This window comes from Paenibacillus sp. GCM10027628 (genome assembly GCF_042676385.1).
Classification (GTDB): Bacteria; Bacillota; Bacilli; order Paenibacillales; family NBRC-103111; genus Paenibacillus_E.
Window position 1 is genome coordinate 914434 of sequence record NZ_JBHTHA010000002.1, and the last position, 17257, is coordinate 931690.

Annotated in this window: 10 protein-coding genes; 3 read left to right on the forward strand and 7 right to left on the reverse strand. The window is 43.0% G+C overall.

The genetic code is table 11. From position 1 onward, the window contains the following. Nucleotides 1–351: 351 nt before the first annotated feature. The 7 genes from ACFQZT_RS05055 to ACFQZT_RS05085 all read right to left on the reverse strand — a co-directional run bounded on the left by ACFQZT_RS05055 (nucleotide 352) and on the right by ACFQZT_RS05085 (nucleotide 13043). The gene (locus tag ACFQZT_RS05055; RefSeq protein ID WP_379297172.1) at nucleotides 352–2649 is read right to left on the reverse strand and encodes an AraC family transcriptional regulator; all 2298 of its coding nucleotides are present in this window, start codon (nucleotides 2647–2649) and stop codon (nucleotides 352–354) included. A 178-nt stretch (nucleotides 2650–2827) separates the two neighbouring features. Next, on the reverse strand, nucleotides 2828–8395 hold the full coding sequence (locus ACFQZT_RS05060; protein ID WP_379297969.1) for an endo-alpha-N-acetylgalactosaminidase family protein: 5568 nt from the start codon (nucleotides 8393–8395) through the stop codon (nucleotides 2828–2830). A 336-nt stretch (nucleotides 8396–8731) separates the two neighbouring features. After that, a complete protein-coding gene (locus tag ACFQZT_RS05065) occupies nucleotides 8732–9892 on the reverse strand; it encodes a sulfite reductase subunit alpha (RefSeq protein ID WP_379297174.1) in 1161 nt (386 codons plus the stop codon). Between the two features lie 129 nt (nucleotides 9893–10021). Further along, nucleotides 10022–10894 (reverse strand): anti-sigma-V factor RsiV, encoded by an 873-nt coding sequence (gene rsiV, locus ACFQZT_RS05070; RefSeq protein WP_379297176.1) that lies wholly within the window; start codon nucleotides 10892–10894, stop codon nucleotides 10022–10024. A gap of 1 nt (nucleotide 10895) precedes the next feature. Continuing rightward, nucleotides 10896–11402 carry an RNA polymerase sigma factor SigV gene (locus tag ACFQZT_RS05075; RefSeq protein WP_379297178.1) on the reverse strand — a complete coding sequence of 169 codons (507 nt, stop codon included), beginning with the start codon at nucleotides 11400–11402 and terminating at the stop codon, nucleotides 10896–10898. A gap of 173 nt (nucleotides 11403–11575) precedes the next feature. Beyond that, nucleotides 11576–12544, reverse strand: a complete 969-nt coding sequence (locus ACFQZT_RS05080; RefSeq protein WP_379297180.1) for a stalk domain-containing protein — start codon at nucleotides 12542–12544, stop codon at nucleotides 11576–11578. 130 nt (nucleotides 12545–12674) lie between these two features. Further along, nucleotides 12675–13043 (reverse strand): HsmA family protein, encoded by a 369-nt coding sequence (locus ACFQZT_RS05085; protein WP_379297182.1) that lies wholly within the window; start codon nucleotides 13041–13043, stop codon nucleotides 12675–12677. A 474-nt stretch (nucleotides 13044–13517) separates the two neighbouring features. On the opposite strand from ACFQZT_RS05085, the gene ACFQZT_RS05090 reads away from it, so the two are divergent. From ACFQZT_RS05090 to ACFQZT_RS05100, 3 genes are read left to right on the forward strand one after another with little or no spacing between them, the layout of a single operon-like run. Next, nucleotides 13518–14984 carry a spore germination protein gene (locus ACFQZT_RS05090; RefSeq protein WP_379297184.1) on the forward strand — a complete coding sequence of 489 codons (1467 nt, stop codon included), beginning with the start codon at nucleotides 13518–13520 and terminating at the stop codon, nucleotides 14982–14984. A 29-nt stretch (nucleotides 14985–15013) separates the two neighbouring features. Further along, nucleotides 15014–16108 (forward strand): GerAB/ArcD/ProY family transporter, encoded by a 1095-nt coding sequence (locus ACFQZT_RS05095; RefSeq protein WP_379297186.1) that lies wholly within the window; start codon nucleotides 15014–15016, stop codon nucleotides 16106–16108. Nucleotides 16109–16125: 17 nt separating this feature from the next. After that, nucleotides 16126–17256, forward strand: a complete 1131-nt coding sequence (locus ACFQZT_RS05100; RefSeq protein ID WP_379297188.1) for a Ger(x)C family spore germination protein — start codon at nucleotides 16126–16128, stop codon at nucleotides 17254–17256. Nucleotide 17257 lies beyond the last annotated feature (1 nt).

Genomic DNA, 17257 nt, shown 5'->3' on the forward strand with positions numbered 1-17257 from the left:
GATAATCAGCTGAAAATCTATGTAATCGACTTATCACCTGCATTTCCTGCAGGTCATTTACTCAATTTAGGCTAATTTAAGTGATTCGCACACTTTTGACCTGTATGTTTTGCAGGACGATGGCCTTGTTTTGCAATTTCTCTGCAAAATACATGTACTTTTTGCATCTGAGCCGGGAGTCTTGAACCGAACATGCAGATTTCCCGAATACGGCTTTCCTCCGTCAGTTCCCCATCTTCAGGAGTGAGTTGTCTTCACCCGTCACCAAGCTGCAAATTTCACAACTGGGCTTTTATAAATTCTATAATGTCAAAAAAATAATGCTTGCAGGACTTAATCCTGCAAGCATACTTATGTTTTGACTGATTCCCTATACTGTCCGGGAGTCGTCCCGACCTGTTTTTTGAAGACGCGCATAAAATTTTGACGCTGATATCCGACAAGATGAGATACTTCGCTGACCGGCAAATCGGTTTCGGCTAATATTTGCTTTGCTTTCTCAATACGGTATTCCGTCAAATAGTCAATAAAGGCAGTCTGCATGATTTTCTTAAACCATTTGCTAATCTGGAACGTGCTGACACCGCAGTAATCTGCGCATTCTTCAAGCGAGATATCCCGATGATAATTGTCGTGAATGAAGCTTACAGCAGTCATCACCATTCGTTCATACTCGCCATGCCGATTTCCCTGAACGGCATTTATAATTGGTGAAATCAGCGCTGTCACAAACCATGTGTTTATATCCTCGATACTCTTCAACTTGCGCAAATGCGTATAAGGATCGTATTGTTCGAACAGTTGCTTCGGCTCCACTTTTAAGCTGTAAGCCGTTCTCATCGTAGCGGCAAGCAGCTGATTGTAATAGAGAAGCACGCCCTCTGGTGATCTCGCCAGCCTTCTAACGGTCTCCATGAAGTCGTTCAACATGCGCTCCGCTTCCTCTTGATTGCCGAGTTTCAACGAATTCTCGTAATGTTGTTCCAGCTCCACGGGGTAGCTGCTCTCGCTGACCAGGCTTCCTTCGTCATGCAGCACTTTATTTCTCCCCGAAATGATACGCGACTCAAGTGCGAACATCGCTTGTCGGTACAACACCGGCATTTCCTTCGTCTCATAACCGATCCCGCTCAGCCCGACCGTCACTGGGAGATGCAAATAGTTCGAGAGTATATGCCGCATGTTTTCCGCGAAAGCAATGAAATCAGGTTCCTCCTTGTCCGCTTCCGGACTTTCCGGTACACTCCATAACCATGAAACCAGGCTGTCATTGAATACATTGACCGTAACTCCTCGCCAGCCGCTCTGAGGAATAAATTCGTCAATAATATTTTTCATGGAGAAGAGCATAAGCTCTTTGTCACTGTCACGGAATTTCCCCTCATGGGCCGCATCCATATCGAACGCAATCGAAAGCACAGCGAACTCCACTTGATCCGGAAGCTGATAGCGCTTCAATTGTTCGCCTAACTGCTTGTTGGTATAATGTGCAAATTGCCCTTGCAGCAGCTGCAGGACGAAAGACTCGCGAATGATCGGCAGTTGATGTGAAAGCTCTTTTCTTAGTTGAGATGCCGTATCTTTGAGTTCCAGCCAATTTCGATGGACGAAACCCATCTCATCGGAATCAATCTCCGTACCGGAATCACCTCTGATGCTAGCCAGCAATCGTTCTACAGGTCGGTAAATTTTTCGGCTGCCGAAGAATGACCCGCCAACGCTGACAAGGATGAAAAAGAAGACAATGCCCATCGTCATGTACGCAATGCCTCTAGACTTGGCGTTCAATTCTTTCACTGGAATCACATCGATATATTTCCAATGACTGTAGTTTGAAGCGATGCTTGTAACCAGATAGGCTGTTCCATTCCAATTAAAATTATACTTGGACTTCCCTTCACCTGCCTGCAAAATGCTCTCATAGAAATTGCTTGGCTGAATCTCGTCCGATGTCGTTGTAACTAACTTCCCCGAATCGCTGACAACGAACATGAATTGCCCTTTATAGACAGTCGAATCGCCGATGATTTCACGGAATTGACGCGGATCTACTGACGCGATGACAAGTCCAATCGGATCATTGCTGCCGAGAGGAAACTTATTTACCAGTGTAACGCCTCTGTCTGTATCGGTATTGCGGGTCACTGGAAATATCTCATTCAACCAACGAATCCTGTAATTATCTTGCAATTCATGATCTAATTTGTCCCGAACTGACGTACTTAAACCATCAGGTCTGATCGTCCCGTTCGTCGGGGAGATATACGCGATATCCCGGATATAGAGCGCGAGTTCGCGCAAATCCTGGTTCGTATTTTGAAAAGCCCCCAGTATCTTATAAACTTTACTAAAGAAGTCAATCTGATCAACTTTCAAATCCGCGTTGTAATCCGTGAGAAAATAAGGAGAGTTCAAAATTTGCAACAAATTGATCTGAATCGTCTGCAGTTTTTTATCCACATTATCGGAAGCGGTCTTCAAAATCTGGTAATTAGCTTTGTTAACTTCGGTTTCTACAACGGACGAGGCATACAGATAGCTGCCCAGTCCAGTGATAACCGTCGGCACGATCGAAATAAAAAGCGAGACGATGATCATTTTCCTCAGCATCGATTTTTTCCGTTTGGAAAATAAGTCCCTAATTTTCACCTGAAAAGTTCACCTCTCTGTGCTGCAATAACGCGTAAGTATAGGTAGTTTAACCGATGCCTATTGTCGCGAGCAAGGCACAATTTTTGCGAGCGCATTTGATTGCGGTTTCAAGCGGAAAATATGGAGAAAAAACGCGAGCAGGAGCACTGCTCCCGATCGCGTACATAAAATCGAGTTATTTGGACCAAGTCGTAATTATGGCATTGGCATCTGTTGTCAAGACTTGCTTTGCATGGTCAGAAATTTCACCCTGCTTCGCTTTCTCGATATGCTCCAGGACATCTTGCATATGCTTGATCGCCTGATCTATATGCCCCTTGCTGTATTGGTCTAGCGACTGAGTAAATTTGTTTGTAATTTGAGTCCCGAGTGGGCCGCTTATATCACCTGATGCCAAAAATTTAGCGATCAGCTGCTGCGTGGCACTTACACTTGTCGTGATATTCACGGTAATCTGGGTTGTCTTCACATTTCCAGCCCGATCCGTTACGATCATTTGAATCGTATGACTTCCTAATTTCCCTTCAAAGCTCACATTTTGTTGTGCCGCCGTACTTACAACGCCATCTATACTCATCGATTGCGATGCGATTCCGGACAATTGATCTTCTGCTTGCATATTGAACGCGATCAACTGATTATCCTGGAATGTTGCCCCATCCGTAAGCGGACTGCCATTTGCAGTGAGCACGATGGTTGGCGCCGTTTGATCGACACTGACCGTCATCGCTTTGGATTCTTCAACATTTCCGGCGCGGTCCGTCGATCGATACTGCAGCTGATAAATCCCATCACCAAGTAAGAGCGGAGCCGTATACGGCACGAATCCATTGGTCGATTGCGGCCCGTAAACATTCTGCGATACGGATAAAGAATATTCGGTAGACGCTAGACCGGAATTATCATCTTGAGCTACAAGCGTCACTGTAACATTAGAAGTAAACCAGTCGCCAGAGCCCTTTGCACCATTCAAGCTAACTGCGGTAGTCGGTGGAGTACCATCAGGTGTTCCTATCTTCTCATTGGAATTACCACTTTCTCCACCTGCGTTATAGGCGCTGACGGCGAAATAATAGGTTGTTCCATTTTGAAGTCCCTCAACGGTCATGCTGTTCACATTGCCGGCATCGACCGATTTTGTATACACACCGCTGGCTGTTCCGTATTTGACTTTATAACCTGCTGATCTGGAAGATTGCGTCCAATCCAACGTTAACTTACCATTACCGGTTACGACATTATTAAGAACTGGTGTTTCCGGCGGAGCAATCGCGCGGTGCACGTTCACCGTGTACGTTTTCGTCGTAGAATCCGGCGCCGTTACTACGATATTAATCGCATTGTCACCCGTATTCAGACTAATCAAACCGCTTTCTTGTCCGCTCACAACTGGCTGACCGTTCACGGTCAATGTAGCATGGGAATCAGAACCCGAAGCGGTTACTTTGATGCTGCTCACATCGCCTCCCACATTCGCAGTATATGAAGTCGTCCCCGCTGCAAAGGCAGGATTCAATTGTCCGCTCGAAAGGCTCAGTGCTTGCAGATCCGCATTGTTTGACGGTGGGCTAACCAGCGGGATAAGCGTCATATCAAGGCTAGTAGCATCCCCCATCGGCACAATAACATTCGAGCGTGTTGCGTCCACGTACCCCTCTTTACTTGCCGTTACGGTATAGCCAGAGCCTGACGGTATATTCGTTATGGAATATGTTCCGTCCATTGCCGTATAAACTGAACCATATACTGAACTGGATACAGATGCGGTCACAGCTGCCCCGGAAACCGGCTTATTATTGCTGTCTACAACCTTGCCAATAATGCTTCCAGGTGCGGTATACTCGATCACCGGCCAGTACTGGGACATGCTATTCTCTTTAGTCGCAAACTGACTATCTGCAGATCCGCCTCTCAGAAGCGCATTCGATAATTTTATGGATATGTTTTTATCTTGGCTTGCAAGCGCGCTCTTGGCGATATTCGTCACATCAATGACAAATGCAGTATTAAGCACAGGCATAATCGGACTTGCATTCAATTTGGCCCCTATTACTGCAGGCTTGTTGTTCCAAGTAATCGCAGACTCGCTCCAATTATTCTGAACTTGCTCAACATTAATCCCAGGCGATACTGAACCGGCCGTCGTTGGATACAGTTTAATTTTTGCACTACTCACATTAGCCGGCATACTATTCAAGTTAAATTTGTAGAATGCTTCGCGGTTATAACCGAGTGCATCCCACTTGACCGAAGTTGTCGGATCAGCACCATAGTTAGTATCCGCCGACCCGCCGTCACGTACAAATGAATCCGCTACCGCTACGATTGAAATCGCATTCAATGACGTAGCGCTCACAGGTGCGCTCCAATCCGTCGTCTCTGTAGCGTTCTTAGCCCTTACTCTGTAGGTATGGGTAGAATTTAGAGCCAGCCCGGAATGCATGTAAGGGTACATAGCTTGTGAAACTACTTGACCATCTACCTCCAAGTCATATCCGGTTGCTAGATCCGTCTCATTCCAGCTTACGCTGATCTGGGACGGGCTTAAAGGAGTCGCTTTCAATCCTGTTGGTACGGCCAGAGCCGGCGCTGTTGTTACAACGTCAATCGCAAAGTCATCGATGACAAAGTCGATCATCCCTCCACCGTTCTTAATAAACGAGATGTAGGTACTGTCATCATTTCCTGTGACAAAAGTCTTCGTAAATGTTGAATATACGGTATCGCTAACCGATGAAGGAAGCGCTACGTTAGACAAAGTAGTTGAACCGTTGTTCCCCATAATAGCAACAGAATATGCACCATTGTATTGCGAACCAAGCAAATAGTTAAAGCTGACTTTGTACATCGTATTTGGTTGCAGCTTGACGTTGTACGGCACAGTCCTCATGTATTCGCCAGTTTCCGTTGAAGTGGTCTGACGCATCTTCAATGAATAATTGCCGTGGATCGTATCGGTCGTAAAACCGCTATGAGTCTCCGACCTGTGGATACGTCCTACCATCTTGGTCTGTACAAAAGGTCCTATGCCTTCGTCATTGCTCTCAAAGTCTTCGAAGAAATAGTGACTTCCAAATGGCGTCGTATTCATTTCTACAATACGTACGTCATCCAGGTACATATAAGATTGAGGCGTCCCTGCATTTGCAGTGAAGTAAATGTTCGCACTCGTTGAATTAGCCGGCACTGTAAATTCAAGCTTGATTCGCTGCATTTTATTCCGATTGAACCTTAGCGTATTATAGATCTGGTTCGTAAGTTCTGATTTTTCCATCGTGTTAGTAACTTCAGGACCGCCATAGTTTTTGACGCCGATCGTTCCAGTCCTTCCATTAACCTCCATCCACGCAGAAAGCTGATAGGTCTTGCCCGGGGTCAGCCCTGTTATGGTCTGGCTCAATGTCGCATCCGCGCCGTTGTTTCCGCTCACATTCAAAAAGGTCTCGCCAACGTCGCTATTCACGATCTGAATATGGCTCGTGGTTCCGCCAGAAGACGCTGTAGTCCATGCTGAGGTTGCCGGCGATAAGTCATGGCTGTCGAAACCCGGATCCTTCACAAATCCGCCTTCTCCCCAAATCATGACTGGGTTCGTTTGCTCACCTTTGTAGACGACATAAGGCGTATTCGCTGCTGCGTCAATCGTTACCTGACCATTCGTTACCGTAAGGTCCTTCACAAAAGTTTTACCAGTATCGGATAACTGGTACAACTTCACTATACTCATCCCGGCCCAACTGTTTGGAAGATCCCAAGTAGTTGTTCCTCCAGCCGTGTTATAGTGATAGATCTTCGTTTCATTCTGAGGATCCCAAGGAATAAACACTTTGGCGCCTAAATTTTGAATTTCGTAGGTTGAAGTATTGTAATTATTTTGGTATGTAGCAATCTTCTTGTTATCCTTATACAGCTCTACAACAGGATTCGGATCCGAAGTGACTTGTTTGACATAAACATTGTTCGTAAAGTCAATTCGGTTGCTCGACCATTTCATAATGTCAAAGTTTTGCATGTACTTCATTGGCAAGTTGTTCGTGTAGAAAATTTGCATTTGGCTTGTGAGACCTGTGTTATTCCCTTGGTCGTCATTGCCGTCATCGCCATAGCCCATGGAGCCCGCATGCCTTGATTTCAACAGCATCGGGTTAAAGCCATACGAATCTGCAACGCCGTTCTTTATAAACCTTACGACCTGGCTCTTCATCTGCGGAACATGATTCCATACCGCATAATCTTCTAAAGCGCCTTGAAACTCCGTGCCCACAGCCCAACCGTTCTTATTTAATTCTGTTCCGAGCTTCCACTCCGGGTAACCTTGAAAATAATATACATCCACATAAACCCACTTCAGGCCGGGAACATTTTGTCTAAGTTCGGCGAGCCTGTCAACCAATCCGTGACTCCCAAAGTTGGTGGCATCCTTGTACTGGTCGATTAGGTACGCCTGGTCGAGCGAATTCCAACCGGGTACGTGCGGCTGTCTAAGAAGATCTTCACTGTAGTAACGGGCTTCCGGATAAGCCTCGGTAGCATTGATATGTACCCCTACGCTTGTGTTATATTTAGCAGCCTCATTAACAAAATAGTTGAGATCTGTAAGTCCCCCTGCCCTCTTATTGATGTTGATGCCGTAATCTGGATGGTTGGAATCATGGCCTTCAGCCTGATGTCCCTTGTATTCCAGGAACTGTCCGAAGCCGTCGGTATAAAGGGAAATTTTCTTTACCATATCCAGCGTTCTCAAAAATGGCCACTGCGCAAGACTTGCCCGCGTATAAGCGATATGCGCAAAGCTCTTCTTGATCGTGTCAGCACCGTATGGAATTTTCATGATCTGTCTGTAGGCAATACCGCCATCCTGCCAATCTACCGCACCATCATTGTTGGCATCGGGTGTAATGGCAATCTTAGCGTATGGAAGCTCCATAATTTCCATCGGCACTTCTCTGTAAGTCCAAGTATTGTTCCATGCGCCCATTCTCTTATAACCGGTTTTATTCACTGTCTGATAGTAGTATCTGGCTTCATACTTGTCGCCGAGAATTTTGCTGCCCGTGGCCGGCGTAAGATTAATGCTGTTATTATACATCGTTGCAGCAAGCTTATCGGTATTCAAAATAAGATAAGATTTGGCCACCGGGTTTGCGTCAACGGCCTTGGTAGATAATGTGTTAAATTCCTCCTTGGAATTGTCATCGTAATTGACGGAGCCTTTGACATCAACCCCTGTTTCTTGTGCATTAGGCTGATTGTCCCGAATGGATATCAGATTTTGGTTCGGAATTTCAAAGGTCATGACTTTTGTCGTGCCGCTTTCGGTAATATCGCTTACCTTGAATTCGACTACGTTGTCGGTAACCTTGAGATACATCGTCATGGTTACCCCTATACTTGAAATGTTCAGTGTATAAGTTATCGTATCCCCTGCTGTAACACTAGTTACAGTTGGTGTGTATGCTGTTCCGTTAATTTTGACCTGACTCAACGTGTCTTCATTTCCGTAAAATACGGAACCGTTAGACGTTCCTGACCCCAACCATTGGTATTGGATAATTCTAGGGAAAGAATCATCGACTGTCACGCTCAATTTGGTTGACTGAATGGCGGTCTGACTTGCTGCCAAAGCTTTGGTCTCGTCAAAAAACGATAGATTGCCGAACGAGAAAAACTGTGCCAAGAAAAACAAAAGTGCTAGCGTGATTTTTAACCTTCTGCTCAAACTCTTTTGAATACGTTTCCTCATGGTTGACACAATAAAATACCTCCTTCAACTACTCCGTATTTTTAAAGCGCTTTCAAACCTCCCTGCTTCGGTACAATCCTCATCTCTCACCTCCTCTTGTTGCTTGCGCAAAGTTTCTAACTTACTATTCGCAATTTACGATTAATAATCTGTCGCTTACAAGGCGCAATTGTTGCACGGCTTCTTTCTTTTGTTGAATTGAACTATTACGGGCTATTGTCGCAATTATTGCATACAGCCGGAGAAAGCAATCAGAAATGCGACTAAAAAAAAGAGTGACTCCAAATGACCGCTGATTGCGGCATAAAGTCACTCTTTTACTAAAAACCATAGATTTTAATACACATCACGTTGGTAACGCCCTTGCTCTTGCATATCGTTTAGATACGCTTCGGCTGCTTCGCGGGTCATCTTGCCTTCTTTTTCAATGACATCAATAAGTGCGTTGTGGACATCTTTCGCCATGTTTTGCTTATCTCCACAAACGTAGAAGTATGCTCCGTTATCTAGCCATTCAAACAATTGTTTGCTGTTCTCGAGCATTTTATGTTGTACATATACTTTTTGTTCCGTATCACGAGAGAACGCAACCTCTACTTTTGTCAAAACTCCATCTTTTTGATATTTCTCCAACTCGTCCTGATAAAGGAAATCCGTCGCTGAACGCTGGTCTCCAAAAAATAGCCATGATCTGCCTGTTGCTTCATTCACTGCACGTTCTTCGATAAAGGAACGGAATGGCGCAATGCCTGTCCCTGGACCAACCATAATAATGTCTTTATCTTGTGACTCTGGCAGATGGAAGTGTTTATTGGGCTGAATAAATACTGGAAGCGTATCACCTTCTTCAAGGCGTTCAGCAACTAAAACAGAACAAACTCCGTTCCGTTCGCGTCCATGAGCCATATAGCGTACAGCACCGATGGTTAGATGCACTTCCTCAGGATGAGCGGCAATGCTGCTTGCAATTGAATAGAGACGTGGCGTCATTTTTCTTAAAAGAGACACCAATTCCCCAGCTGAAGCTTTCCATGGACCGAAATCGCGTAACATATCAAGCAAATCACGCCCGTTGGTATATTCTTTCAGTTGGTTTGCATGTTCAGCTAACAAAAGATTTCGAAGCTCTTCGTTTTCTGTGAATTCCACGGCCTGTTGTAAAATCTTTTTCGACAGCAGCGTAATTTCAAAGTAAGTGGTTAACGCTTCCTTCAGTGGAAGTGTGTCACCTTCCTTATTAATCATAACTTCCGTTTCTTCATCCCACTTCATTTCCTCAAGAAGCGAAGCCACTAGTTCGGGATCATTTTGCGGGAAAATGCCAAGCGCATAGCCTGGGAGATACGAAAGGCCCGATTCTTTTAACGATAACTCGAGATGCCGAGTTTCTTTACTAGAACCGGCACCATTTAAATTTACATTCTTGAGAACTTTCGCTTGAAACGGATTTGACCTTGAAAATGTTGTAAGGACTTTTTTGTCATCAGTTAACTGCATCGTCTTCACCTCAAAAAATTATATTTATCTAGAATAACACATGAAGAAAAAAAAATAATATATTTTTTTAATTTTTATTCTTTTCTAATAATATGATCGATAGGAAAGCCCCCCCCATCCCGGAAAAGTTTATTTAATGTATTCGTTGCTGACTAAATCATCGGATAACACGCTTGTCGGGATCGTAAACTCCGGTACCCCTGTGGATCCTGGACCTACCTCATATTTATTAAACGTAATCACAAGTTTGCCTTCATTATTGATATAAAAGCTTTGATCAGCAGCAATCGCTTCAAAAATCTTATTGTACGGTTTGGGTTCACCGGCAAGATAATAATACTTCGAAGGATCATTCTTCATCTGTTCCTTCATTTGCATTTTAATGTTTTCACTTATTAAGCTTATATAGCGATCATCTTTAAACAAACTGGGCAAGGTGATCAAAAGCTGATTTTTCTTATCAATCGTATCGTATTTGAATGTAGTTGAGGAAGAACCTACGGTATTAACATAATATCTCCCCACGGATAGTATTTGGTCATTATCGGTCTTTACTACATAGCCGCTGTCCACACCATCATGACCTCCGCCATTTTTCTTTAAGCTTTCCATGCCGGCAGCGAACTCGAGGTACAGCTTTTTGCTTTCTTCCAGGTATTTGCGATTCAATGTGTTTTCCAAAGCTTTATTGTCTAAATTCGTAATGGCCGGCACTTCAATATTCGCCTTAAAATTCCCATCGTCTATCTGATATGTTTTGATTGTAAGCACCTTTACAAGGCTGCCCACGATAGGAACTTCCGAGAGGGCATTTGCAATTGCGGGACTGGCATTAATCCCTGCTACGAATAGAATGGCCGCTGCAGCGATTCCAGCCCATACATTGAAATTTGTCGTTTTTTTTCTATTTTGTTTAATTGCTTTTTTTACGATGAAATCCAATTCCTTCGGAATCGGAATATCCATATGCTGTTGTTTCAATTTCGTTAATTTATCGTCCATTTCACTGTACCTCCTGCAGCATCTTATCATCCATTTTAACCCGCAGCAATCGAAGTCCTTGATACAGGCGTGTTTTTACGGTGTTTAAATTTTCATTTAACACCTCGGCGATTTCTTCTATTTTTAAATCTTCGAAATATCTAAGCACAATGACGCTCCGATATATAGAGGGCAATTCATCCATAGCTCTTTCCAGATCGATATCTTGATAGACGTCGTCACTAGCTTGACCATAGAATTCCAGTACCTGCTCGTCTACCACTTGGATCCTCTTCTGCTTCCTTAAGAAGTCCAAAGAAGTATTCACCACAATCCTGTAAAACCAGCTCTTCACGGATGCTGGATTTTTTAGTTTGCCTAATGATTCAAACGCCTTCTGTATGGATTCCTGAATAATGTCGAGAGCATCTTCCGCGTTTTTTACGTAACTGTATGCTAATCGGTATGCATTTTCTTTATGTTCGGTTATACATGTAATCAGTAAGTTTTCTATATTGCTCCTCATCATGAAACTATAACTCTCCTTATGTTACCCATGTGTCGGCTTTTTCTTTTACTTCACTGAGACGTATGAGTTTAATAAAAAGTTTGGAGAATTTCTAAATAAAATGTTTCCAAATCGATTCACAAAAAAAGCAGAATCCCTTTATAAAGGAATGCTGCTTTTTCCTCGTTTAAGTTTTAATTGTTTCTTTTAAACGTCTGTCCCGCTATTACAAGAATATCTCCATCTACTTTGAATGGAACAGTCGATACCTGTTTATCTGCTACTAACTTCATATGCTCTGAATCCAATATTAAATAGTTCCCTACTGCTACCCCTGCGCGATATAAGACGCCATCGGCTGTAAGCTCCATTAAAGTACCCTTTTGTTGTTCAGTCCATTTCCCGATTAATTGAGATGCGATAGAGGGATCCCCTGTAGCGGCATGGTTCAAAATCAAGTAGTATTCGTTATCTGACAATTGATTTACGACTTGTTGATAGATCGGATAATCATCGCTTTGCGGGTCAAACGGATTCTTCTGTTCATTATGTATAATATATACGTAATTCCCTTTCGAACCTAATACCCTATCCTGGGCATCATGCGGGGCGTCAGCCCAATCCGCTTGCTTAAATACTTCAACGGTAGCCATTAAACTCGCTGGGGAACTCGGATTTTTCGGAAGATATAAAATATCGGTGGTACTCTGCACTTTTTGAGATAATTTCCCTGATTGAATCCCTTGTTCCAGTGCTTCTTGCGGCCATATGGTTGGCCTTACTTTACCGCCGAGAGATGATGGAATTTGCAGCGTGTAACCATATTTGTCTTGAATCAGCTTCTCATCTTCGCGGAACGTGAGGTAGTCGCTTTTCACTTGAAATAACGCTGTATGATTGGTGCCATCCCAATAAACTTGATATCCAAGACTTTGAGCAACACCGCGAAGCGGCAAATAAATCGAATCATTATACGTTAGCGGCGTAAGTTGGTTGCCCTGCTCATCCTTTAAAGCAATTTCATTCCCGCTGACGTTCACATGAACGGCCGGGTTAAGAAATGCCTTTATCTCCGTGAGACTATTATCTGCAAAAGCCCCGGCTGCGATACCAAACGTTAAAGTGGACAGAATTCCTGTTACGATCATCGTATTCTTTTTCATTTTCATATCCTCCAACTAGTGTTTTTTTCTGCTTTACACTAGCAAGACGGTTGAGCTTAATAAATAGTTTGGAACTTAACAAAAGAAAAAACTCCCGCCCTAAAAAAGGTACGAGAGTTAATGAACAATTCTATCCCATCATGCCATAAATAAGACCTGAAATATAAGGAATCAACCAGAGTATCCAAACTATGAGACTGAATTTATGGAATTTCACAAGCATGGTTTTATTTTTGCGAATCAACACAATCGTTGCCCAAATGACATGGAACAACATGAGCCAGAGGGCTAAAAGTCCTGTAATTCCGTGAAAATTGAAGGCAAAGCCGCCTTTAGCTATTTTGCTCATAAGCGTTGTTCCGGCGGAATCACAAATTAATCCAATCCAAAAAATAACGATATGCCAGCCTTTTAAAATCCCTTGAATTTTTTCGCTCCACACGCCAATCGTATAAAAAATGAGAGCAGATGTCATAAAAATGATAGCATAAGGTAACATAAGAAGTCCTCCATATATTTTATATTTTCATGCTTACATCAACGATTGTAGAGAAGTAATATGAACGGACCATGAATGGGATATTACAAAGGAGACGGGTTTCAGGTAAGCGCTTTCTAAAATTGATGAATAAAATGTAAGGATACATTAAGGGATATCCTTTTTTCTTTTCTCTATCCATGCGGCAATATAAATCATTAGCAGCGTGGGCACAATCGTCAACAAGCTCACAATAATAAAAAGCCACTGGTTACTTTGATTGGTCTCGAGAAGCTTGCTCCCCGGCAAATAATATAGAAGAAACAGAGTCCATACAACCGATGCTATGTTTAAGTAGACAAAAGATTTCATTTAGATCACCTGTTTCAACTGTCTCCAAATACAGTGATTCTTATTCAGTTTTATTAATGTTTAAAATGAACTCCCAAGGGAAAAATAGGCATTATTGACCTAGGGCGGTGGATTTCACGCAAAATGAACAATGCTAACCCAACGAACTTTCAACTCGATATGCAAGCGAGCATCGATGCGATTAAAGCGGATTTGTGCAGTACGGAAGATTTGGTTGTAAAAAAAATCGAGTCCGGGAACAACCGCGTTATGGGTATCTTGTATTTAGGAGGTCTTGCTGATCCGACCGACTTGTTAAATAAGCTAGCAGAACATCCCGAAATAAAAAACGATGAAGCTGGAAATATAGATCACCTGGTATCGCTGCTCGAGATAAGAGCAAAAAATAGTGTGGAAACCATCGAAGAAGCCGTTGAAGAATTGATCGCTGGATGTACGCTGTTTCTATTGGAAGGGGCATCTCAAGCTTTATCGGTTGATACGTTTTCCGTCCAAACGAGATCTGTGAAAGAACCGGATAACGAAGTCACGATCAAAGGACCGCATGACGGTTTTTCCGAGTCGTTATCGAACAATATCGCGTTAGTACGGTTCCACTGCCCCTCTTCAAAGCTTAAGGTGGAGTATAAAAAGCTAGGTACATATACGAAAAATACGATTGCAATTTTATCCCTTCAAGGTATCGTTAACGATAAAATTTTGCAAGAGGTGCATAGGCGGATTTCAAACATTCCTTATGAAGACATTGTAGATATCAACTATTTGGAAGAATGGTTGACGGATAACAGGATAACTCTATTTCCTCTCATCGAAACCACGGAGCGACCGGATAAAGTGGCGGGCGCGTTGCTCGACGGAAGAGTCGCCATCATGTTAAATGCGGTGCCGGGGACTTTGCTCGTCCCATTTGTTTTTTTTCAATCGCTTCAGGTGAGTGAAGATTATTATTGGCGCTATCATGTCTCAACGATTCTTAGGATCTTACGGTTTATCTGCACCTTTATTACATTGTTCTTGCCAGCTTTCTACATTGCGACGGTAACCTTCCATCCTGAGTTCCTCCCGACACCATTATTAATGAGTGTCGTTCAAGGAAGCGAACCTGTCCCTTATCCTACGATAGTCGAAGTGCTGATCATGGAGGCCGTATTTGAGATTTTACGCGAAGCAGGGATTCGTTTGCCCAAACAAGTTGGTTCCGCTGTGAGTATTGTGGGTGCGCTTGTTTTGGGGCAAGCGGCTGTACAGGCGGGAATTGTCTCTCCAGAGACGGTTATTCTTGTTGCTTTTACAGGCATTTGCTCGTTTACGATTCCTGCCACCAGCGCAGCCTACGCAGTTCGTTTTATTCGTTTCATTGTCATCCTCTCTGCAGGAGTCTTGGGCTATGTGGGTTTGATGGCAGCTGCCATTTTCATCTTCACTCACTTAACCTCTCTGCGATCCTTCGGTGTGCCCTATCTTTCTCCGATGGCACCATTTAATTGGTCCAATAGTACAGATACATTTATGCGGCGTCCGCTAACAATGAATAAAAAACGTCCGTCTCTTTTTCGAGTGAAAGACTTCATGCGCTTTGGAAAGAAATAGGACGAAGAACGTTTATAAGGTGGTTGTACATGGAAAAAGAGTTCATTTCAAATCGACAGTTCATGCAGCTGCTTGCCGTGCTATCCATTGCCACAACCATTTTATACGTTCCGCAGTCTCTCACTTTGACGACAGGCAGAGACGGTTGGCTTTTTGCACTCATCTTCGGACTTTTTGGATCAATAAATATGCTATTGTTTATCGTTCTGGAGAAACTTTTTCCAGGCAATAGTTTTTTTCAAACTAACCAAATTGTACTCGGGCGCTTCATAGGGGGACTAGTAAACTTTGCCTATATTTTTTATTTTATTGATTTATGTACCTGGGTATTTCGTGAGTTTACTGATTTTTTTCTTATTACGATAGAACCTGCCACTCCCTTTTCTGTGTATTTAATCGTTGCAATTCTTTTGTCCTCCTACGTGGTGCTCCATGGTATGGAAGTGCTTGCTCGGATGAATGAAGTTATTTTTTTTATCATTTTTTTCGCATATCTCTTACTTTGCTTACTGCTGGTCAATCAATATCATCCTGAATATTTATTGCCTGTTTTGGAAAATGGCGTATTTAAGCCGCTTTCATCCTGGGAAGCGCCGACGTCCTACTTTGGAGACGCTTTTATCGTCTGTCTGTTCATGAACCATGTTCGCAAAACAAAGCATACGCCTATTTACGTGACCGGAGGGATACTATTATCTGCATCACTTGCATGCGTTATCGTTTTGGTGTCCACGATGACGCTGGGAGCAGAAACCGTTGGCAAACTTACGTATCCGACCCTATCCCTGATCCGCAATATCAATATCGCGAACTTTGTGGATCGGATCGATATGTTTGTAGTTACGATTTGGATGCTGGGGACCTTTGTCAAGTTCTCCTTTTATTTCATGGGAAGCGTGTATGGTCTTTCAGAGATATTGAGCGTAAAAAAACCGCAGTGGCTCATTCTCCCCATCGCTCTTTGTATGTTTATTCATACAAAATTTAAAGTAACCAGCTTGGTGCAATTATCGACAATTTATAATACGCTCCCTTGGTATTTCCAAACTTTCCAATTATACCTTCCGTCTATTGTCCTGCTTGTGGCCTTGCTTGTGCGTAAAAAAAAGAGCATACAATCTTAACAGGAGGAGAGAACAACATGTCAAAGCAGATCATTTCCATCATGGTCTTGATTGTAATGCTAACCACATTGACGGGTTGTTGGGGGAGGGAAGAACTCAATGAAATAGCTCTTATTCATACGATTGCTATCGATAAAGAAGATAAAAACAACATTCGTGTAACCATTGAAATATCGCAGACGGTTCCACAAGGCCAGTCACCTTCCGGACTTAGAGGAAAGCCCGTATACCTGACTGAAGTAGGGGAAACGCTTTTTGAAGTCGCCAGGAAATTGAGTGCGAATACGACCCGGAATTTGATATGGGGGCATATCAGCGGTATTGCATTCAGTAAAGAAGTGGCCAAAGAAGGATTAAAGAAACACTTTGATATTCTCACTCGTCTGCGCCATTTTCGAAATATGACAAATGTATACATTACAGACGGCAATGCAAAGGATATATTTTCAGCCGTTGTCCCGCAACAAGAATTGACCTCAATCGGGGTTACCGGGCTCCTAAAGGCGCAAAATAGTAGTGGAAGCACCAAACGAGTCACTCAAATGCAAGTTTTTCAGAACTTGACCAATGATTACAATGATTTGACAATACCGGCGCTCCATGTTTATAAGCATCCTATCACTGAGAAATCGTACTTGCGAGTCGGAGGCATGTACGTTTTTGCCAAAGACAAACTGATTTCCTTTATGGATTCTGAAAAAACCAAATCTTATCTTCGGGCTATCAATGAAGCGAAAGAAGCAGAAGAACCGCTTCATTCCGAAGAAAAGAATAAGTCCTATTCTTTTGAAAACACCCATACCTCTGCCAAAGTCATACCTAACTTGCAAAATGGCATCCCAAGCGTCACGATAGAACTCCTTGCTAGCTTTGATGTAGCTGAGGTACAAAAAGAAACGAAGATCGACCCCGAACAAATCGAAAAGTGGAAAGATCAGTTGAATGAGTCATTGAAGGATCAAATGATGGATTTTATTGCCTATACGAAAAAAAATAAGGTCGATCTCGTCGGAATTAAAGAAATCGTTCATCGGAATTATCCCAAGCAGTGGAAAAAGCTCGAAAAGGACTGGGACAAGATTTATCCTGAAATTCCATTCCAAATTGTTGTGAAGAGTAACATTGAACACACGTTCTTGCTTTTATAGC